Origin of the sequence: Pseudomonas sp. OIL-1 (assembly GCF_010669185.1) — a bacterium.
Classification (GTDB): domain Bacteria; phylum Pseudomonadota; class Gammaproteobacteria; order Pseudomonadales; family Pseudomonadaceae; genus Halopseudomonas; species Halopseudomonas profundi.
In genome coordinates, this window is record NZ_CP048629.1 from 901,782 (window position 1) to 921,473 (window position 19,692).

Annotated in this window: 18 protein-coding genes; 12 read left to right on the plus strand and 6 right to left on the minus strand. The window is 60.8% G+C overall.

Going from position 1 to position 19,692, the window contains the following annotated elements; all coding sequences use genetic code 11:
• Positions 1-43 precede the first annotated feature (43 nt).
• The 5 genes from chrA (at position 44) to G3M63_RS04135 (ending at position 4,476) form a co-directional block, all read left to right on the plus strand.
• A complete protein-coding gene (gene chrA, locus G3M63_RS04115) occupies positions 44-1,240 on the plus strand; it encodes a chromate efflux transporter (protein ID WP_163981938.1) in 1,197 nt (398 codons plus the stop codon).
• Between the two features lie 150 nt (positions 1,241-1,390).
• Positions 1,391-2,980: an ABC-F family ATPase gene (locus G3M63_RS04120; RefSeq protein ID WP_150299866.1), complete on the plus strand. Its 1,590-nt coding sequence runs from the start codon at positions 1,391-1,393 to the stop codon at positions 2,978-2,980.
• A gap of 305 nt (positions 2,981-3,285) precedes the next feature.
• Positions 3,286-3,657: a hypothetical protein gene (locus G3M63_RS04125; RefSeq protein ID WP_163981939.1), complete on the plus strand. Its 372-nt coding sequence runs from the start codon at positions 3,286-3,288 to the stop codon at positions 3,655-3,657.
• Between the two features lie 76 nt (positions 3,658-3,733).
• Positions 3,734-4,153, plus strand: a complete 420-nt coding sequence (gene dksA / locus G3M63_RS04130; RefSeq protein ID WP_150299868.1) for an RNA polymerase-binding protein DksA — start codon at positions 3,734-3,736, stop codon at positions 4,151-4,153.
• Between the two features lie 125 nt (positions 4,154-4,278).
• Positions 4,279-4,476: a hypothetical protein gene (locus G3M63_RS04135; protein WP_150299869.1), complete on the plus strand. Its 198-nt coding sequence runs from the start codon at positions 4,279-4,281 to the stop codon at positions 4,474-4,476.
• 31 nt (positions 4,477-4,507) lie between these two features.
• Here G3M63_RS04135 and G3M63_RS04140 read toward each other — a convergent pair whose 3' ends face one another.
• From G3M63_RS04140 to G3M63_RS04150, 3 genes are all read right to left on the minus strand, one after another.
• Positions 4,508-5,647, minus strand: coding sequence for a glycerate kinase (locus G3M63_RS04140; RefSeq protein WP_163981940.1), 1,140 nt, complete (start codon positions 5,645-5,647; stop codon positions 4,508-4,510).
• On the minus strand, positions 5,647-7,005 hold the full coding sequence (locus G3M63_RS04145) for a GntP family permease (protein ID WP_163981941.1): 1,359 nt from the start codon (positions 7,003-7,005) through the stop codon (positions 5,647-5,649). The genes G3M63_RS04140 and G3M63_RS04145 overlap by 1 nt, the downstream gene beginning before the upstream one ends.
• 137 nt (positions 7,006-7,142) lie before the next feature.
• Complete coding sequence (locus G3M63_RS04150; protein WP_163981942.1) at positions 7,143-8,108, minus strand: LysR family transcriptional regulator; 966 nt, start codon at positions 8,106-8,108, stop codon at positions 7,143-7,145.
• Between the two features lie 176 nt (positions 8,109-8,284).
• Between G3M63_RS04150 and G3M63_RS04155 the strand changes: the two genes are divergently transcribed.
• From G3M63_RS04155 to G3M63_RS04175, 5 genes are all read left to right on the plus strand, one after another.
• Positions 8,285-9,700, plus strand: coding sequence for an acetyl-CoA carboxylase biotin carboxylase subunit (locus G3M63_RS04155; protein ID WP_150299873.1), 1,416 nt, complete (start codon positions 8,285-8,287; stop codon positions 9,698-9,700).
• Between the two features lie 85 nt (positions 9,701-9,785).
• Positions 9,786-11,594, plus strand: a complete 1,809-nt coding sequence (gene oadA / locus G3M63_RS04160; RefSeq protein WP_150299874.1) for a sodium-extruding oxaloacetate decarboxylase subunit alpha — start codon at positions 9,786-9,788, stop codon at positions 11,592-11,594.
• A gap of 59 nt (positions 11,595-11,653) precedes the next feature.
• On the plus strand, positions 11,654-12,361 hold the full coding sequence (locus G3M63_RS04165; RefSeq protein WP_150299875.1) for a carbonic anhydrase: 708 nt from the start codon (positions 11,654-11,656) through the stop codon (positions 12,359-12,361).
• Between the two features lie 215 nt (positions 12,362-12,576).
• Positions 12,577-13,068 carry a 5-(carboxyamino)imidazole ribonucleotide mutase gene (gene purE / locus G3M63_RS04170; protein ID WP_163981943.1) on the plus strand — a complete coding sequence of 164 codons (492 nt, stop codon included), beginning with the start codon at positions 12,577-12,579 and terminating at the stop codon, positions 13,066-13,068.
• Positions 13,069-13,078: 10 nt separating this feature from the next.
• Positions 13,079-14,161, plus strand: a complete 1,083-nt coding sequence (locus G3M63_RS04175) for a 5-(carboxyamino)imidazole ribonucleotide synthase (RefSeq protein WP_163981944.1) — start codon at positions 13,079-13,081, stop codon at positions 14,159-14,161.
• A 572-nt stretch (positions 14,162-14,733) separates the two neighbouring features.
• On the opposite strand, the gene G3M63_RS04180 is transcribed toward G3M63_RS04175, so the two are convergent.
• On the minus strand, positions 14,734-15,756 hold the full coding sequence (locus tag G3M63_RS04180) for an NADP-dependent oxidoreductase (protein ID WP_163981945.1): 1,023 nt from the start codon (positions 15,754-15,756) through the stop codon (positions 14,734-14,736).
• Between the two features lie 153 nt (positions 15,757-15,909).
• Entirely contained in the window at positions 15,910-16,452 is a 543-nt protein-coding gene (locus tag G3M63_RS04185) for a gamma carbonic anhydrase family protein (protein ID WP_150299879.1), read from the minus strand.
• A gap of 224 nt (positions 16,453-16,676) precedes the next feature.
• On the opposite strand from G3M63_RS04185, the gene prlC reads away from it, so the two are divergent.
• Both prlC and G3M63_RS04195 read left to right on the plus strand, forming a co-directional pair.
• Positions 16,677-18,725 carry an oligopeptidase A gene (prlC, locus tag G3M63_RS04190; protein ID WP_163981946.1) on the plus strand — a complete coding sequence of 683 codons (2,049 nt, stop codon included), beginning with the start codon at positions 16,677-16,679 and terminating at the stop codon, positions 18,723-18,725.
• The gene (locus tag G3M63_RS04195) at positions 18,722-18,982 is read left to right on the plus strand and encodes a YheV family putative zinc ribbon protein (protein ID WP_150299881.1); all 261 of its coding nucleotides are present in this window, start codon (positions 18,722-18,724) and stop codon (positions 18,980-18,982) included. The genes prlC and G3M63_RS04195 overlap by 4 nt, the downstream gene beginning before the upstream one ends.
• A gap of 9 nt (positions 18,983-18,991) precedes the next feature.
• Here the strand turns inward: G3M63_RS04195 and G3M63_RS04200 are convergent, their stop codons facing one another.
• A complete protein-coding gene (locus G3M63_RS04200) occupies positions 18,992-19,636 on the minus strand; it encodes a hypothetical protein (protein WP_163981947.1) in 645 nt (214 codons plus the stop codon).
• Between the last annotated feature and the right edge of the window lie 56 nt (positions 19,637-19,692).

The window sequence follows — 19,692 nt, forward strand, 5'->3', positions numbered from 1 at the left end:
GATGCCGGGACGCGGCACACGACTAACCATTGTGGGGCTACGCATGCTTGGAGAAACCCGCCAGCGACCGGAACGGAGTTGGCAGATTTTCGTAATATTTTTGCGTCTGGGGCTGACCTCTTTCGGCGGGCCGGTGGCGCATCTCGGTTATTTCCGCGAAGCGTTCGTCATCCGGCGTCGCTGGCTCAGCGAAAAAAGCTACGCTGACGTGGTTGCCCTGTGTCAGTTCCTTCCGGGCCCGGCCAGCAGCCAGGTGGGCATGGCGCTGGGGTTGATGCGTGGCGGTTACCCGGGCATGTTCGCTGCCTGGTGCGGCTTCACATTGCCCTCGGCGCTGTTACTGATCGCCTTTGCGCTGGGGCTGAGTGAGTGGGGCGAGACTGTACCTGGCGGCATGCTGGACGGACTGAAGATAGCTGCCGTGGCGGTGGTGGCTCAGGCGGTCTGGGGCATGGGCCGCAATCTGTGCCCGGATAGGCAGCGGGTCAGCATGATGGCGGTGGCGACCTGCCTGGTACTGCTGGTAAACAGTCCGCTCAGCCAGATAGCGGTGATCGTACTGGCAGCAATCATTGGTACGCTGCTGTTCAAGCCGGCGGTAAATACAAAGCATGAGACCTTACCGGTCATGTTGAGTCGAGGCGCAGGCACCCTCTGGCTTTCGCTTTTCGGGCTGCTTTTGCTCGGGTTGCCGGTGCTTGCCGGGGCGATTCCATCGCAAAGCCTGGCGCTCGTGGATGCCTTCTATCGCAGCGGGTCGCTGGTCTTTGGCGGTGGCCATGTCGTGCTGCCCCTGCTGCAAGCGGAGGTCGTGCCGACCGGCTGGGTTGATGGCGAAACCTTTCTTGCCGGCTATGGCGCTGCGCAGGCCGTTCCCGGACCGCTATTCACATTCGCGGGCTTTCTCGGCGCTGCAATGAACCATGCGCCCAGCGGCTGGCCTGGCGGCGTGATTGCCCTGCTTGCGATATTTCTGCCATCGTTTTTGTTGATCGCTGGCGCACTGCCGTTCTGGGAAGCCCTGCGCACCCAGCCGCGCGCGCAGGCTGCGCTGATGGGCATAAACGCGGCGGTGGTTGGCCTGTTGCTGGCGGCGCTGTACGATCCGGTATGGACCAGCGCTATCCACAGCCCGGCGGATTTTGCCCTGGCACTGCTTGCGTTGACTGCGTTGACCGGCTGCAAACTACCGTCATGGCTGGTCGTTCTCGGGTGCGGCGGCATCGGCATAGTGCTCTGACCCCTGCCCGAGTCGAGCCGCCATGCGCGCTCATCGGCCCGGCCTGTTACTCATCGGGTTTAGCCCGTACAATACGCGGTCCGCTTTTCCGGTGCTCCCTTCTGTACGCCGGCCGGCACCGACTCCTCTCTTTTCCCGCAGGGCTTCATCTTGATTTCAACCGCGAATATCACCATGCAATTCGGGGCAAAACCCCTTTTCGAGAACGTTTCTGTCAAATTCACCGGCGGCAATCGCTACGGTCTGATCGGCGCCAACGGCAGTGGCAAGTCGACGTTCATGAAGATTCTCGGCGGGGAGCTGGACCCATCTGGCGGCCAGGTTATGCTCGAGCCCAATGTGCGCCTGGGCAAACTGCGCCAGGATCAGTTCGCCTATGAAGACTTCAGCGTACTGAACACGGTGATCATGGGCCATGAAGAACTGTGGAAAGTGCATGCCGAGCGGGACCGCATCTATTCGCTTGCGGAAATGAGCGAAGAGGACGGCATGAAGGTCGCTGAGCTGGAAACCGAATTTGCCGAGATGGATGGCTACACCGCCGAGTCCCGCGCCGGCGAACTGCTGCTCGGCCTGGGCATCCCGCTCGATCAGCATAACGGCCCGATGAGCGAGATCGCGCCCGGCTGGAAACTGCGGGTATTGTTGGCACAGGCGCTGTTTTCCAATCCGGAAGTCCTGCTGCTCGACGAGCCGACCAACCATCTGGATATCAACACCATTCGCTGGCTGGAAGGCGTGCTGACTTCACGCAACAGCACCATGATCATCATTTCCCACGACCGTCACTTCCTGAACAGCGTATGTACCCATATGGCTGATCTGGATTTCTGCGAGCTGCGCCTGTTCCCGGGCAACTATGATGAATACATGACCGCCTCGACTCAGGCCCGTGAACGCCTGCTATCGGACAATGCCAAGAAAAAGGCGCAGATCGCCGAGCTGCAGACCTTCGTCAGCCGCTTTTCTGCCAACGCGTCCAAAGCCAAGCAGGCCACCAGCCGCGCCAAGCAGATCGACAAGATCCAGCTGGACGAGGTCAAGCCATCCAGCCGCGTCAGCCCTTTCATTCGCTTCGAGCAGCACAAGAAGCTGCACCGTCAGGCGGTCATTCTGGACCAGGTCAGCCAGGGGTTTGATGGCGTGCCCTTGTTCAAGAACCTCAGCCTGCAGATCGAAGCCGGGGAACGGGTCGCCATTATCGGGCCCAACGGCATCGGCAAAACCACGCTGCTGCGCACAATGGTGGGCGAAATGCAGCCGCTGGCCGGCACCGTCAAGTGGGCAGAGAGCGCTGACGTGGGCTACTTCGCGCAGGAACACGGCGATGATTTCAAGTACGACTGCAACCTGTTCGAATGGATGTCACAGTGGACCCAGGGTGGCGAGCAGCTGGTACGCGGCACGCTCGGCCGGATGCTGTTTTCGAATGACGACATCGACAAATCGGTAAAGGTCATCTCCGGCGGCGAGCAGGGCCGCATGCTGTTCGGCAAGATGATCCTGAAAAAGGCCAACGTGATGGTCATGGACGAACCGACCAACCACCTGGACATGGAATCCATCGAGGCACTCAACCTGGCGCTGGATAACTATCCCGGCACATTGATCTTTGTCAGCCACGACCGGGAATTCGTCTCCAGCCTGGCTACCCGCATTATCGAGTTGTCCGCAGACGGCGTGACCGACTTCAGCGGCACCTATGAAGACTACCTGCGCGAAATCGGCGTCGCGTCCTGATCCGGCTCGTGTTCGTCTATCTACGGTGCGGCAGCTAATGCCAACCCTGGGGGTGTAGCGCGCCTGCGCTACGCCAAGCTGGCAAGCAGCACGCAAACCCGTCGCCGAGTCCGAACGCGGCCCGAGGCGCACGCCAACCCCAGAAAACCAGCCCGCAGCACACCCTGGGGGTGTAGCGCGCCTGCGCTACGCCGGGTTATGCGGCATCGACCAACCAGCCCCCGCCGCTATAAGCTCTCAAGCCGGCACCTTTGGATAAAGCCACGGTCTAAAATCGATCAGACAGGACAGTCACCGAGGTGAATATGATCAACAGTCAGCGCGAACAGGGACAGATCGAGCGACGGCTCGTTTCTTCTTTGACTCAAGCATGTGAAACCGCCAAGGCCGAAATTGTCGGCTTCTCATGGCTGACCCATGAAGCGGAGCGCCATGCGTTTCCCGGCAGTCTGCAAATCATCTGGGTGTTCGATACCCGCGAGAATCTTACCCGGGCACTCGAGACCGGTCAGGGCAAACGCATGTATCAGCTTAGCGCGGAGGCTCTGAAAGAAGCCGACGTTGCACTCGACACAGTCAAAGCCCATGTCCGCTTCGATACGGAGGAAGAATGTGCCCGCGTGAATGGCGGTGACTGGCAGTCGCGGCTGGCATCGCTGCGGTCTGCCAGCCGCTGAGCTGCTGCGAGTGGAACTTAAGCCGGCAATTCATTTCAGATATGAGCCTCAAGCCACCTGAACAAGGCCAACTACCATGAGCGAAACAGCACTCACAACCGAACAATTACTAGCCCAGCCCGAAGACGATTACATGAATGAGGGCCAGCTGGCGTTCTTTCAGAAGCTGCTGCTGGAACAGCGTGCTGATCTGCAGGTGCGCATCGACGCCGAGTTTCAGGCTCTACGCGAATACGAACCGGGCAGCGACATTGCTGACAGCGGCAGTGCCGAAGAACAGCGCCAATGGCAGCTGCGCCTGCTGGAAAGGGAAAAAAAGCTCCTCGACAAGATTGACCAGGCCCTCGACCGGATTGCCGACGGCAGCTACGGCTGGTGTGCCGAAACCGGTGAGCCTATCGGCCTCAAACGACTGCTTCTACGCCCGACAGCCACCCTGTCCATCGAAGCGAAGGAGCGTGAAGAGGAGATGGAAAGGCATTTGCGCGAGGCTTGATCTTCGGCCCGCCCTGCGAGGCATTTCAACCTTGCCGTTCGTCGCCAGCGGGCCCCTTGTCATGGATACGTCATGGATGTCATCAAGGATAGAACCGTCAGCTACTCACTGCACGGAGATGCACCATGGCGTTCCATCCAGACAATGCAACCGACAGTACCAGCAGCCTGCGCCGCCAACGGCGACTCGAGCAGGACAAGAAGCGCATGGCCTATCGGCGAGCCATCGAGGAGTACCGTGACAGCCAGGTCCTGCACAAGCAGGTCTGCGACTTTCATGACCTGCTCGGCAGCCAACTGCGCGATTCCAGCCACTGGTCCTAGGGCTCGACAGAGAAGGACACATGCCGCCGCATCAGACGGAGCGCGCAGCCAGGCGCCAGAGCCGGGCGATGTCCGCGGCGCGTGATTGCAGCTGGCTATCGGCTTCGGCCATGGCCTGCTCCAGGCTGACCGGTCCCGGCGCCAGACTGAATGCCGCTTCGATACCGGCCTGGTACACCCGCTGATAACCGTCACCCAGGCTACCGACCAGTGCGATCACCGGCACCCCGGCGGCCTGGGCGACGCGCGCCACGCCCACCGGCGTCTTGCCGTGCAGGCTCTGACCATCCAGCCGACCTTCACCGGTGATGACCAGGTCGGCGCCCTGCATCGCCGCGGCCAGCCCGGATAGTTCCGCCACCAGTTCAATGCCCGGCCGGAAGCTGGCACTGAGTACCGACCGGGCGGCAAAGCCCAGACCTCCGGCAGCACCGACCCCTGGTACGTCACGGTGGTCCTCGCCGAGAGTGGCCGCCATCACATCAGCGAAATGCCCCAACGCCCGATCTAGTTGCTCCACCTGCTCCGGCGTGGCGCCCTTCTGCGGACCGAATACATGGGAAGCGCCACGCGGGCCGCACAGCGGATTGTCCACATCCGCGGCCACCAGCATTTCCACACTCGTCAGGCGCGGGTCCAGGCCGTCCAGCTCGATGCGCTGCAGATTGATCAGTGCTGCGCCGCCTGTTGCCAGCGGCTCGCCAGCGGCATCCAGCAACCGCACACCCAGCGCCTGCAGCAGCCCGGCTCCGCCGTCATTGGTGGCACTGCCACCGATACCGAGAATGATACGCCGGGCTCCGGCATCCAGCGCCGCCAGTATCAATTCCCCGGTGCCGTAGCTGGTGGTGATGCGGGCATCACGCTGGGCCGGCTCGATCCAGTGCAGACCATTGGCGGCCGCCATTTCGATCACCGCCTGGCCATCCTCCAGCCAGCCCCAATGGGCCTGCACCGGTTGGCCTAGCGGACCGCACACCCTCAGCTCGCGCCGCTCGCCTCCGCTGGCGGCAAGCACAGCATCCACGGTGCCTTCGCCGCCATCGGCCATCGGACACAGGCGGATATCCGCGTCGGGATAGACCGTCTGCCAGCCCCGGGCAATGGCGCTGGCCACATCGTCGGCACTGAGGCTTTCCTTGAACGAGTCGGGGGCGATCACCAGTTTCATCACAGCAGCACCAGGCTGAGCAGCCATACCGTGAACATGCCCACCACACCCTGGATCAGGGTGGCGACCGTCTGCGCCTGATAAGCCGTGGCCACCTTCATGCGGCTGAACTGGGTGACCACCCAGAAGAAGCTGTCATTGGCGTGGGATACCGTCATGGCGCCGGCACCGATTGCCATTACCGTGAGTACCCGGCCCATCTCGCTGTCCAGACCCAGTTGCCCGAGCAGCGGCGCTACCAGCGCCGAGGTGGTGACCAGGGATACCGTGCTCGACCCCTGGGCGGTCTTCAATCCGGCAGCAACGAGGAAGGGCATGAACAGACCAATGCCCAGGGAGGACAGCGTCTGGCCCAGATAATCCCCCAGCGGCGTGGCACTGAGCACGGTACCAAAGGCACCACCGGCGCCGGTGATCAGTAGAATGGGTGCCGAAGCTACGATGCCTTGCGCCACCCGGTCATGCAGCTCCTGTCGCTTGTTGTCCGATTTGAGCAGCGTGCAGGCCAGCGCCAGACCAATCGCCAGAGCTAAAATCGGCTGGCCGAGGAAAACGATCAGGGTATACAGCCCCCCTTCACCCACGGGGCGGGCAGGCAGGTTGGCCACCGTGCCCAGACAGATCAGCGCAATCGGCACGAAGATGGGGGCGAAGGCCTTGGCCGCGCTCGGCAGCTGACCATAACTGTCACGCATGGCCTGATAGTCGTTGCTGTCCATGATCGGCGCGCCATTATCTTCCAGTTCGATGTCCTTGCCGATGAAGCGGTTGGCCCACAGCATGCCGGCCATGGCGGTAACAAACGACACGACCAGACCCACCAGGATCACCAGCCCCAGACTGGATTCCAGTCCCAGATTACCGGCCGCAGCAATCGGGCCCGGGGTCGGCGGCACAAAGGTGTGGGTGGCATACAGGCCGGTCGCCAGCGCCACGCTCATCGCTACCACAGATACCTTCATCCGCGCCGCCAGGGCGTTTTTCAGCGAGTTGAGAATGACGTAGCCGGAGTCGCAGAACACCGGAATCGACACCAGATACCCGATGATCGACACCGTCAGCGTGGGAAAGCGTTCACCCAGCAGGCTGATCACCGATTCCGCCATGGTGATAGCTGCACCACTGCGTTCGAGGATGACGCCGATGATGGTGCCAAACACAATGACGATGCCGATGTAACCGAGAATGCCACCGAAGCCTCGGGTGATGTGCCCGACAATCTCCAGGGCCGGCAACTGGTAGGCGAAGCCGGCCAGCAGCGCGGCGCCGAGCAGGGCCAGGAAGGGATGCAGTTTGAGTCGCGTTGTCGCCAGGACAATAAAGACAATCAGCGCGATCAGAATCAGGACCAGACCCATTATCGTGTTTCCTTTATGTGTGTTGGAAGACGGCAGAGCGGCGGCGGAACAGCGTTCCAGCCAAGGGGCGTCATTATTGGGTATTCAGCCGTCACTGGACAGGCTTTGAGTCATTCAAGCATGCCGCCTCGATACTGTCAGCCTGGGGGCTGGCTTCCAGCGCCGGCCGGCCCACTGAAGTGCTCCGCCAAACGCCTGATCAAGGCACGCTCTTCCCGCATGAAGCCCAGGAAGGCTTCCGCCACGGGGCTCAGGCGCTTGCCCCGCGCATGCACAACGCACCAGCTGCGATAGAGTGGCAACCCTAGGAAGTCCAGCTGTACCAGCTCACCGCTACGCAGAAAGGGCGCCGCGGCATGCTGAGTGACCAGCGTAACGCCCAGTCCGGCCAGCGCGCCCTGAATAATTGAATCGCCGGACCCCAGCTGCAATACGCGACGGGGATGCACGCGCTTTTCATCGAGAAAATCGTCCGCCGCTTTCTGCGTGCCAGAGCCCGGCTCGCGCTGAAGCAACACATGCTGTTCCAGCTCCGCGAGCGCCAGGTCCTTGCGCCCCGCCAGCGGGTGATCCGGCCGCGCCACAGCGATAATCGGGTTATTCAGGAAAGGGAAAAACTCCAGCGCCCGATCCTCCGGCACCAGTGCCATCAGCACCACATCGTCACGGTTATCCTGCAAGCGCTGTATCACCTGCGTTCGGCGGGTCACTTCGAGACGGAAGCTGACGTCCGGATAACACTGCAGAAAGGCGGCCAGTAGATGCGGCGTCAGGTACTGAACGCTGCTGACAACCGCAATGCGCAATTCGCCGCGCAGGCTGCCCTTGAGCGTAGACAGACTCATGTCCAGGTTATCGAGCCGCTGAAACACGTCCTCGCTCGCCTCGAGCAAATGGTCGGCCGCCTCGGTGAGATACAGCTTGCGGCCAACATATTCAAACAGCGGCGCTCCGACCAGCTCCTCCAGCTGCCGGATCTGCTGGCTGACCGCAGACTGTGTCAATGCCATTTCATCGGCCGCGCGGCTATACGAACGCGTATGGCAGACCGCACGGAACACCTGCAGCTGACGCAAGGTGATACGCCATAGCGAACGGCGCATGGCTATTCCTTAAAGGTTGTGAACTCAGCGTAATACATTAGTAATTACTAATACCTAGTGCAAATATTATTCGTTTCTCTCTGAGCGCGTGCAGGCGTAGCTTGATTACAGGTGCTCACCCGTCAAGGCCGTGACGGCAGCGAGGACCCTACCGACCACTCTCAGGAGGAACGGCCATGATCAAGAAAATACTCATCGCCAACCGCGGTGAAATTGCCGTCAGAATTGTCCGCGCCTGCGCCGAGCTGAATATTCGCTCGGTCGCCATCTATGCCGAGGCGGATCGCTACGCGCTGCACGTCAAGCGCGCGGACGAAGCCTATAACGTTGGCAGCGACCCGCTGGCCGGCTATCTGAACCCGCGTCAACTGGTCAATCTGGCCGTGGAAACCGGCTGTGATGCGTTGCACCCCGGGTATGGATTCCTTTCCGAGAACGCCGAGCTGGCAGAGATCTGCGCCGAACGCGGCATCCGGTTCATCGGCCCCTCCGCAGAAGTGATTCGCCGCATGGGCGACAAGACCGAGGCCCGGCGCAGCATGATCAAGGCCGGCGTTCCGGTCACACCCGGCACCGAAGGTAACCTCAGCGATTTGCAACAGGCGCTCTCAGAGGCCGAGCGTGTCGGCTATCCGGTCATGCTCAAGGCCACATCTGGCGGCGGCGGGCGCGGGATTCGTCGCTGCAACAGCCAACAGGAACTGGAACAGGCCTGGCCACGGGTCATCTCCGAGGCGACCAAGGCATTTGGTTCGGCGGATGTGTTCCTGGAAAAGTGCATCGTCAATCCCAGGCACATCGAGGCGCAGATCCTGGCCGACAGTCACGGCAATACCGTGCATCTGTTCGAGCGTGACTGTTCGATCCAGCGGCGTAACCAGAAGCTCATCGAAATTGCGCCCAGCCCGCAGCTGACCCCGGAGCAGCGTGCCTATATCGGTGATCTGGCCGTGCGCGCGGCGCAGGCCGTGGGCTATGAAAACGCCGGAACGGTGGAGTTTCTGCTGGCCGAGGGCGAAGTGTATTTCATGGAAATGAACACCCGCGTGCAGGTCGAACACACCATTACCGAGCAGATCACCGGCATCGATATCGTCCGCGAACAGATCCGCATCGCCTCAGGCTTGCCACTTTCGGTAAAGCAGGAGGACATCAAACATCAGGGTTTTGCGATCCAGTTCCGCATCAACGCCGAAGACCCGAAGAATGACTTCCTGCCCTCCTTCGGCAAGATCACCCGCTATTACGCGCCGGGCGGGCCGGGTGTGCGAGTGGACACGGCGATTTATACCGGTTACAGCATCCCGCCCTATTACGATTCGATGTGTCTGAAGCTGATCGTGTGGGCCCTGACCTGGGAAGAAGCACTTGACCGCGGGTTGCGCGCGCTGGATGACATGCATCTGCACGGGGTCAAGACTACAACGCAGTACTACCAGGAAATCCTGCGCAACCCGGAGTTCCGCACGGGCGTATTCGACACCAGTTTCGTCGAGACCCATCCCGAACTCACACGCTACTCGACCAAGCGCAAGCCAGAGGAAATAGCCCTGGTGATCGCCACGGCCATTGCTGCGCATGCAGGACTATAAATTCAGCTGAAAGCTGAAAGCCGGAAGCGGCAGGCCGACACCCCGCTTCAAGCTTCGAGCTTCCAGCTCATGAGGAGACAAAACCATGAGCAAACGCATCACAATCACCGATACCGTCCTGCGCGACGCCCACCAGTCCCTGCTGGCGACTCGCATGCGCACCGAAGACATGCTGCCTATCTGCCCCAAGCTGGATCAGGTGGGATACTGGTCCCTTGAAGTCTGGGGTGGCGCGACCTTCGACGCCTGCATCCGCTTTCTCAAGGAGGACCCCTGGGAGCGGTTGCGCCAATTGCGCGAAGCGCTGCCCAACACGCGCCTGCAAATGCTCCTGCGCGGCCAGAACCTGCTTGGCTATCGCCATTACAGCGATGACGTGGTGCGCGCCTTCGTCAACAAGGCCGCCGCTAACGGCATCGATGTGTTCCGCATATTCGATGCCATGAACGATGTGCGTAACCTGCGCACCTCCATCGAAGCGGTCAAGGCCGCCGGCAAGCATGCCCAGGGCACCATCGCCTACACCACCTCGCCGGTGCATACCGTCGAGGCGTTTGTTGCACAGGCCAAGCAGATGGAGGCCATGGGCTGCGATTCGCTGGCGATCAAGGATATGGCCGGCCTGCTGACCCCCTTCGCCACAGGTGAATTGGTCAAGGCGCTGAAGAGCGAGCAGTCGCTGCCGGTGTATATCCATTCGCATGACACCGCCGGCCTCGCCGCAATGTGCCAGATCAAGGCCATCGAGAACGGTGCTGACCACATCGACACGGCCATTTCGTCACTGGCCTGGGGCACCAGCCATCCGGGCACCGAATCCATGGTTGCCGCCCTTAAAGGTACGCCCTACGACACCGGTCTGGATCTGCAATTACTGCAGGAAATCGGCATGTACTTCCATGAGGTGCGCAAGAAGTATCACCAGTTCGAAAGCGAATTTACCGGCGTAGATACCCGGGTGCAGGTCAACCAGGTGCCGGGCGGCATGATGTCCAACCTGGCCAACCAGCTAAAGGAACAGAACGCGCTTAACCGCATTCAGGAAGTATTCGAGGAAATTCCGCGGGTGCGCGAGGATCTGGGCTTTCCTCCGCTGGTGACACCAACCTCACAGATTGTCGGCACCCAGGCGGTCTTCAATGTGTTGGCGGGCGAGCGCTACAAGACCATCACCAACGAAGTGAAGCTCTACTTGCAAGGCCGTTACGGCAAGGCGCCAGGGCCGATCAATCAGGATCTGCAGCGCCGCGCCATTGGCAACGAGCAGGTGATCGACGTGCGGCCGGCGGACCTGATCCAGCCGGAGATGGACAAACTGCGCGCAGAAGCCGGCAGCATCGCCAGCAGCGAGGAAGATGTACTCACCTACGCCATGTTCCCCGATATCGGGCGCAAGTTCCTCGAAGAGCGCGCCGCCGGTACGCTCAAGCCCGAGGAACTGCTGCCACAGACCGGCGAGCAAGCCAAGCCGATGTCCGAGGACGGTGTGCCGACCGAGTTCATCATTGACGTGCACGGCGAATCCTATCGGGTGGATATCACTGGGGTCAGTGTCAAATCGACTGGCAAGCGTCATTTTTATCTGAGCCTGGACGGCATGCCTGAGGAGGCCGTGTTCGAGCCACTCAATACCTTTACCGCCAGCGGCGAGTCAGGCCAGCGTCGTCAGGCCAGCCACCCGGGCCATGTCACCACCAGCATGCCGGGCAACGTTGTCGAAGTACTGGTTGCCGTTGGCGACTCGGTCAAGGCCGGCCAGGCTGTACTGGTAAGCGAGGCAATGAAGATGGAAAGCGAAATCCAGGCCGCGATCGCCGGCACCGTCAAGGCCGTGCATGTGGCCAAGGGCGACCGGGTCAATCCCGGCGAGATCCTGATTGAAATTGAAGCCTGATTACCCGTGCAGCGGTGCAATATTCGCCGCTGCGTGGGTCAGAAAACTGGAGGATAGAGATGAGCGAAGATAATTCAGGCCAGCCGGAAACAGCTGAGGAAGCCCTGCAATCGATCGTCGTGGGACTGAAGCGGTTTCGTACAGAGGTGTATCCAGCGCAGCAGGAGCTCTTCAAGAAGCTCGCGCATGAGCAAAAGCCCAAGGCCATGTTCATCACTTGCGCCGATTCGCGCGTGGTACCCGAGTTGATTACCCAGAGTGCGCCGGGCGATCTGTTCGTTACCCGGAATGTCGGCAACGTGGTACCGGCCTACGGTCAGATGATGGGTGGCGTCTCAACGGCTATCGAATTCGCCGTGATGGCGCTGGATGTGCATCACATCATTATTTGTGGCCATTCCGATTGCGGCGCAATGAAGGCAGTACTCAACCCTGGCTCGCTCAAACGCATGCCGACGGTAAAAGCCTGGCTGCGCCATTCCGAGGTTGCCAGAGTGGTGGTTGAGGAGAACTGCGGCTGCGCCGATCACACCACCCTGGGTGCCCTGACCGAGGAGAACGTGGTGGCGCAGCTGAACCATCTGAGCACTCACCCATCGGTGGCGGCGCGTCTGGCAAGCGGGCAGTTGTTCATCCATGGCTGGGTATACGATATCGAAACCTGCGAGATCCGGGCCTACGATGCTGAAACCGGAAAATTCCGCCTGATTGACGACGGCCCGCTGCCTATGGCGACGCCCAAATCACGCTACTCCCCCACCCTGTGAGGCTGGTGGTGAACTGAAGCTTAGCGCTGCGCTCATGCGCGGCGCAGATCAGTTCTGATCGCAGTCGAATGTGGTTATACTGTGCCGCTTCATATTCCGCGCACTGCTGGGGCATTCCCTTCAGCAGACTGCACCACCAAGCCACGCCAGTCATTCTTGCGTGGCTTGTTGGTTTTTACCGCAATTGAGCGGCACAACTGAATGAGGCAACAACAATGACCGCACTGGTTGGCGTGATCATGGGCTCCAAGTCAGACTGGTCGACCCTGAGCCATACGGCCGATATGCTCGAGCAGCTTGGCATTCCCTATGAGGTGAAGGTGGTTTCCGCTCACCGCACCCCTGATCTGCTGTTCCAGTATGCTGAAGAAGCCGATAGCCGCGGCATCGAAGTGATCATTGCCGGTGCCGGCGGCGCCGCCCACCTGCCCGGTATGTGCGCGGCCAAGACCCACCTGCCGGTGCTGGGCGTCCCGGTGCAGTCGTCTATGCTGTCCGGTGTTGATTCGCTGCTTTCCATCGTACAGATGCCTGCCGGCGTTCCGGTTGCCACGCTGGCGATAGGCAAGGCCGGGGCGATTAACGCCGCGTTGTTGTCAGCGAGCATTCTCGGTGCCAAGCACCCGCAGTTCCAGCAGGCATTGAAGGATTTTCGCAACAAGCAGACCGAGACGGTGCTGGATAACCCGGACCCGCGTCAGGCGTGAGGATAGCATCATGAAGATTGGCGTAATCGGCGGTGGACAACTGGGACGGATGCTGGCGCTGGCGGGCACCCCCCTAGGCCAGCAGTTTGCATTCCTTGATCCGGCTCCGGATGCCTGCGCACAGCCGCTAGGCGAACATCTGCGCGCCGATTACAACGACCACGATCACCTTCGCCAGCTGGCGGATGAAGCCGACGTGGTGACTTTTGAATTCGAAAGCGTGCCGGCCGAGACGGTGGCCTTTCTGTCGCAATTCGTTCCGGTTTATCCCAACGCCGAATCGCTGCGTATCGCCCGGGATCGCTGGTTCGAAAAATCCATGTTCCTCGAACTGGGCATTCCCACCCCGGAATTCGCCGACATCCAGTCGCAGGACAACCTTGAAGCGGCCATCAAGCGCATCGGCCTGCCTGCTGTACTCAAGACCCGCACGCTGGGTTACGACGGCAAGGGACAGAAGGTGCTGCGCTATCCTGAGGATGCACACAACGCCTTCGCCGAGCTGGGCAGTGTGCCCTGCATACTCGAAGGCTTCGTACCCTTTGAAGGCGAAGTCTCGCTGATCGGCGTGCGCGCCCGTGACGGCGAAACACGCTTCTATCCGCTGGTTCACAACGTTCACGAAGATGGCATCCTGCGGCGCTCGGTCGCCAGCAGTGAGCATCCCTTACAAACCCTGGCCGAGGACTATCTGGGCCGGGTAATGAAGGAGCTGGATTACGTCGGCGTGATTGCCTTCGAATTCTTCGAGATCGATGGCGGGCTCAAGGCCAATGAAATCGCTCCACGGGTGCATAACTCCGGGCACTGGACGATTGAGGGCTCGGAGTGCAGCCAGTTCGAGAACCATCTGCGCGCCATTGCCGGATTGCCGCTTGGCTCCACAGCGCGGGTCGGCGAAAGCGCCATGGTCAATCTGATCGGGGAAGTGCCGCCGGTCGAGAAGGTTACGGCGATTAAGGATTGTCATTTGCATCACTACGGCAAGGCCTTCAAGCCAGGCCGCAAGGTCGGTCACGCCACGCTACGTTGTGCCGACAAGGCGACGCTGCAGGCGCGGATTGAGCAGCTGGAGCAGTTGATTCAGGGTTAAGGGCTGGAAGCTGGAGGGGTTAGGTTGGGGTTGTTGATCGTTGCCCGCAAGCTTGGCGTAGCGCAGGCGCGCTACACCCCCAGGAGCGCTGCGAGCCGAGCCCCCCTGGGGTTGGCGTGCGCCTGCGCGCCGACGGGGTGTGATGAGCACCTCCGGCCACGTTCGTACTCGTTGATGGGCTTTGGTGTTGCTTGCGACATAGGCGTAGCGCAGGCGCGCTACACCCCCAGGAGCGCTGCGAGCCGAGTCCCCCTGGGGTTGGCGTGCGCCTGCGCGCCGACGGGTTTGGTAAGTACGCGGTCCGCGTTCGGTCTCATTGATAGGCTTTGGTGTTTGCTTGCGACATTGGCGTAGCGCAGGCGCGCTACACCCCCAGGGATGCGTTGCCTGCCGCACCCTGCATTCTCCATTTTGACGTAGCAGCTCCGAGTGGGGCTTCCCTGGGGTTGGCGTGCGCCTGCGCGCCGACGGGGTTTAGCGTTGATTGCGAGCTTGGCGTAGCGCGGGCGCGCTACACCCCCAGGGCCCCCAGACTGAGCCGGCGCTGGACGTCGGCTCGCTGTTGACCCAGATCAGTCGGCGATGTGAACCAGCTGCTTGCCGAAGTTCTTGCCCTTGAGCATTCCCTTGAACGCCTCGACTGCATTCTCCAGACCTTCAGCCACTGTCTCGCGGTATTTCAGCTGATGGTTAGCCACCTGATCAGCCAGTATGCCGGTGATTTCCTGATGACGGTCCTGCCACTCGGTCACCAGGAAGAAGCGGTGCTCCGGCGGATTGTCCATCGCCTTGAAGACATGGAAAGGCGTCTCGACCTTGCTCGCATCTTCGGCGTTGTAGGCTGACACATAACCGCAGATCGGCACGCGCGAGCCGGGGTTCAGCAGGGTAGCCACCGCCCGGGTGACTTCGCCGCCGACGTTTTCGAAGTACACATCAATGCCATCCGGGCAGGCCGCCTTCAGATCAGCCTGCAGGTTGCCGGCCTTGTAATCGACGCAGGCATCAAAGCCCAGCTCTTCGACCACGAAGCGGCATTTTTCTTCACCGCCGGCGACACCTACCACGCGGCACCCCATCTGCTTGGCGGTCTGGCCGACCACGGTGCCAACCGGGCCCGACGCCGCAGACACCACCACAGTTTCGCCAGCCTTGGGCTTGCCAACGAATTTCAGACCACAATAACCGGTCCGCCCCGGCATGCCCGCGACGCCCAGATACGCCTGCAGCGGTACGCCCTTGGGCTCGATCTTGTAAACCATCTGCGCGTCGCCGGGGATGATGAAATATTCCTGCCAGCCGGTGTAGCAGGTGACCAGATCGCCAACGCTGTAGTTATCGGATTTTGATTCGATGACACGGCATACGCTTTCGCCAACGATGGTCTCGCCGATGCCGACCGGGTCCATATAACCCTTGGCGTCGTTCAGACGGGGACGCATGTAGGGGTCGAGAGACAGCCAAAGGGTCTGGAGCAGAACCTCGCCGTCGCGGATGTCGCGTACCGGCTCTTGCTCCATGACCAGATCGCCGTCGCGAATCTCGCCCTGAGGGCGCTGTTGGAGGATGATTTTGCGATTGGTAAGGTTGGTCATGGTGCCTCGCGTGCTGAATGGTTGGAGAACAGCTTCGAGTGGAAGCAGCCCAGGATCATAAACCAGGTTCAGCAGCGCAACAGGTTCGCCGGGCTACTATTCATGTCTCTGATTCAGCAGTAATTAGCAGACCGAAACCATTCCTTGGCGCGATCAGCCTGCCCAGTCTTCCGCGAGGTGTTCGTTTTTCAGGCGCACGTAGTTGTTGGCGGAATAGGTAAAGAAGGCTTTTTCGTCGTCGTTCAGCGGCCGGATTGCCCGCGCTGGACTACCCACATAGAGGTGCCCGCTCTTGAGCGTGCGATTGGCGGGCACCAGACTGCCTGCACCCAGAATCACCTCATCCTCGATCACGGCGCCGTCCATCACGATGCTGCCCATGCCAATCAGCGAGCGACTGCCGATGGTACAGCCGTGCAGCAGCACCTTGTGGCCGATGGTCACGTCATCACCGATGATCAATGGATAGCCGGTAGGGTTGAACGGGCCGGCGTGGGTGATATGCAGCACACTGCCGTCCTGAATGCTGGTGCGCGCACCGACGCGGATATGCAGCATGTCGCCGCGTATGACGACTGCGGGCCAGACCGAACAGTCATCACCCAACACCACGTCACCCAGCACCACGGCCGAGGGATCAACGAATACGCCCTGCCCGAGCTGCGGAATCTTGTCTGCGAAAGGTCTTACATTCATGGCTTTGCACCTCATGCGGGGAGCTCCCGGCAAATATCCGGCACCAGGACGCCGAAGGGTTATCAGGCTTGCACGGCTGCGTTTCATCTGCGGCCGGTCGAAAAATAATGTGCCGGCCGCACTTGTTTAGCGTTGGTGAAGCCACCATCCGTGCCAAAAGGCGTCATATTAAATAAGATGACGGTCAAAGTCCGTGTTTTCTCGAATCAGGATACCCAAACGCCATGTCGAATCCGTTATTGCAACCCTATGACCTGCCCCCATTCAGTGCCATCAAGGCCGAGCACGTCAAACCGGCCATCGAACAGATCCTGGCGGACAACCGCAAGCAGCTGCACGCGTTGCTGGCGACCAACCCAACCGAGTGGACCTGGTCAGACCTTATCGAGCCACTGGATGACCTGGGGGACCGGCTCTCCAGCGCCTGGTCCCCGGTAGGCCACCTGAACTCGGTAATGAACAGCCCCGAAATACGGGACGCCTATAACAGCTGCCTGCCGTTGCTCAGTGAATATTTCACCGAGCTCGGCCAAAACCAGCCGTTGTTCGAAGCCTATACCCAGCTGGCGGAAAGCGATGGCTTTGCCAAACTGGACGCTGCCCAGCAGATCATCATCGAGCACACTCTGCGTGACTTCCGCCTGTCCGGCATCGCCCTGCCCCCGGAACAGCAGAAGCGCTACGGCGAGATGCAGATGCGGCTGTCCGAGCTGCAGAGCAAATTCTCCAACCAGCTGATGGACGCCACCCAGGCCTGGACCAAGCACATCACCGATGCCGCCGAGCTTGAAGGCCTGACCGAATCTGCCATGGCGCAGGCTCGGCAGGCTGCCGAAGAACGCGAGCTGGACGGCTGGCTGATCACCCTGGAATTCCCCAGCTATTTTGCGGTAATGACCCACGCCGATAATCGGGCGTTACGTGAAGAGGTGTATACCGCCTACAGCACGCGCGCCTCGGATCAGGGCCCAAATGCCGGCGACAACGACAACGGCCCACTGATCGAAGAGATCCTCGCACTGCGCCAGGAGCTGGCCGAACTGCTTGGCTACACCAATTATGCCGAGCTGTCCTTGGCCACCAAAATGGCCGAAAGCACTGACCAGGTACTGGGCTTCCTGCGCGATCTGGCCAAGCGCAGCAAACCGGCCGCCGAAGCCGATCTGCAAGCGCTTCGCGACTATGCCGCCGAACAAGGCTGTAAGGATCTCCAGGCATGGGACCTGGGCTATTACGGCGAGAAACTGCGCCAGCATCGCTACGCCATTTCCCAGGAAGCACTGCGCCCCTACTTTCCAGTGAACAAGGTGCTGGATGGCATGTTTGCTGTCGCTGGCCGGCTCTATGGCGTGGACATGCGCGAGGTCGAGGACTTCGATCGCTGGCACCCCGACGCGCGGCTATTCGAAATCGTCGAAGACGGCGAAGTCATCGGTCGCTTTTTCCTAGACCTGTACGCTCGCAGCAACAAGCGCGGCGGCGCCTGGATGGATGGCGCGCGTGACCGTCGCCTATTACCGGGTGACGCGATCCAGCGGCCGGTGGCCTATCTGGTGTGCAATTTCACACCGCCGGTGGCCAGCGACAAACCGGCGCTGCTCACACACGACGAGGTCACCACACTGTTCCACGAGTTTGGCCATGGGTTGCATCATCTGCTGACCCGGGTCGATTATGCCTCTGCCTCCGGGATCAACGGTGTCGCCTGGGATGCGGTCGAGCTGCCGAGTCAATTCATGGAGAACTGGTGCTGGGAGCCGGAAGGGCTGGAGCTCATCTCAGGTCACTACGAGACTGGCGAGCCGCTTCCGCAGGACCTGCTGGAAAAAATGCTCGCGGCACGCAACTTCCAGTCCGGCATGGGCATGCTCAGGCAGATCGAGTTCTCCCTGTTCGACTTCGAGCTACATGCCAGACGCGAACCGGGCCGCAGCGTCCAGCAAGTACTGGATGCAGTACGTGACGAAACCTCGGTGCTGCGCCCGCCTGCGTTCAACCGTTTCCAGAACGGATTCGCGCATATCTTTGCCGGGGGTTATGCGGCCGGATACTACAGTTACAAGTGGGCTGAAGTGCTGTCTGCGGATGCGTTCTCGCGCTTTGAGGAAGAGGGCATTTTCAACCGCGAAACCGGTCGCGATTTCCGCGAGGCGATTCTGGCGCAGGGCGGCAGCCGTGAGCCCATGGCATTGTTCGTCGCCTTCCGCGGGCGCGAACCGTCGATTGATGCGCTGCTGCGACACAGCGGCCTGACCGGAGAACAAGCGGCATGACCGAAGTAAAAAAACGCTTCATCGCCGGGGCGGTATGCCCCGCCTGCAGTAAGATGGACACCATCGTCATGTTTGAAGAGGACGGCGCCCAGCACCGCGAATGTGTCGAGTGCGGCTTTGCCGACACGCTGGATGAGCGGGGCAATTCTGTGCCCCGCGAAATTCCGACCCGGGTGACCGTGGCCAAGCCGGCGAAGCCGGCCGCAACCTCTCATACGGTGCAGTTTTTTCCCAATCCGAAACTGAAAAAGAAGTGAAGCGGGAGATCAGGCGGCCCCGCGCCACTTGATCTCCACCCCCAGCTCCTCGGACATGCACGGCCACTGGTCCCATAACCGGCGACAGGTTTCGGGATCAATCTGCGCCTTGTAGGCCTGAAATGCCTCGCCTTCAAACAGCGTTTCCGGCACCAGGGCCTGCACTGCGCGTTCTACCTCTGCATCCAGCTCGTTGGAGAAAGGCTCGCCCAACAACTGATGCACGATCAGATTGGCGCGGGTCATGCCCAACGGAATCAGCGGACCGCATTCATGTATCACATACCGATCATTGACCTCTTCTACCAACCGATGGGACAGATACGCCTCATCAAGGAGCGCCAGAATGCCCTGGTGGTCAGCTGGTAAAGCAGGCGGCTGCAGGAAAAACGCTTCAGCGACTTTCAGTACCGGAAGCAGCTGGGTGCGGATCTGCGCAGCCTCTGCCACCGCTTCGGCTGCCTCGAGAATATCCGGCACCTGGGCAATGTACGCATTGATAAAGCGCAGCAACGCTGCGGTGGCACCCGGCTCCGGTGCTATGGCTGGGTGCAGGTCCGGCAGCCTGTGCTCCAGCCAGTCCTTCAGCGCTGCCTCGCCCTGCTGATCCGAGCGCGCCTCGGCGACACGCTCTCTTAATGCGGAAATATTCATGGAGACTCCGTGCGGGATAATGACGCTGCCCGCGGTGGGGATACGGTAAGTCATTC

Excerpts from the sequence above, each read along its gene's own strand:
- G3M63_RS04145 (WP_163981941.1), bottom strand. The coding sequence starts at position 7,005 with ATGGGTCTGGTCCTGATTCTGATCGCGCTGATTGTCTTTATTGTCCTG.
- G3M63_RS04195 (WP_150299881.1), top strand. The coding sequence starts at position 18,722 with ATGACCGAAGTAAAAAAACGCTTCATCGCCGGGGCGGTATGCCCCGCC.
- G3M63_RS04180 (WP_163981945.1), bottom strand. The coding sequence starts at position 15,756 with ATGACCAACCTTACCAATCGCAAAATCATCCTCCAACAGCGCCCTCAG.
- G3M63_RS04125 (WP_163981939.1), top strand. The coding sequence starts at position 3,286 with ATGATCAACAGTCAGCGCGAACAGGGACAGATCGAGCGACGGCTCGTT.
- prlC (WP_163981946.1), top strand. The coding sequence starts at position 16,677 with ATGTCGAATCCGTTATTGCAACCCTATGACCTGCCCCCATTCAGTGCC.
- purE (WP_163981943.1), top strand. The coding sequence starts at position 12,577 with ATGACCGCACTGGTTGGCGTGATCATGGGCTCCAAGTCAGACTGGTCG.
- G3M63_RS04155 (WP_150299873.1), top strand. The coding sequence starts at position 8,285 with ATGATCAAGAAAATACTCATCGCCAACCGCGGTGAAATTGCCGTCAGA.
- G3M63_RS04165 (WP_150299875.1), top strand. The coding sequence starts at position 11,654 with ATGAGCGAAGATAATTCAGGCCAGCCGGAAACAGCTGAGGAAGCCCTG.
- chrA (WP_163981938.1), top strand. The coding sequence starts at position 44 with ATGCTTGGAGAAACCCGCCAGCGACCGGAACGGAGTTGGCAGATTTTC.
- G3M63_RS04140 (WP_163981940.1), bottom strand. The coding sequence starts at position 5,647 with ATGAAACTGGTGATCGCCCCCGACTCGTTCAAGGAAAGCCTCAGTGCC.
- G3M63_RS04175 (WP_163981944.1), top strand. The coding sequence starts at position 13,079 with ATGAAGATTGGCGTAATCGGCGGTGGACAACTGGGACGGATGCTGGCG.
- dksA (WP_150299868.1), top strand. The coding sequence starts at position 3,734 with ATGAGCGAAACAGCACTCACAACCGAACAATTACTAGCCCAGCCCGAA.
- G3M63_RS04135 (WP_150299869.1), top strand. The coding sequence starts at position 4,279 with ATGGCGTTCCATCCAGACAATGCAACCGACAGTACCAGCAGCCTGCGC.
- G3M63_RS04185 (WP_150299879.1), bottom strand. The coding sequence starts at position 16,452 with ATGAATGTAAGACCTTTCGCAGACAAGATTCCGCAGCTCGGGCAGGGC.
- G3M63_RS04200 (WP_163981947.1), bottom strand. The coding sequence starts at position 19,636 with ATGAATATTTCCGCATTAAGAGAGCGTGTCGCCGAGGCGCGCTCGGAT.
- oadA (WP_150299874.1), top strand. The coding sequence starts at position 9,786 with ATGAGCAAACGCATCACAATCACCGATACCGTCCTGCGCGACGCCCAC.
- G3M63_RS04150 (WP_163981942.1), bottom strand. The coding sequence starts at position 8,108 with ATGCGCCGTTCGCTATGGCGTATCACCTTGCGTCAGCTGCAGGTGTTC.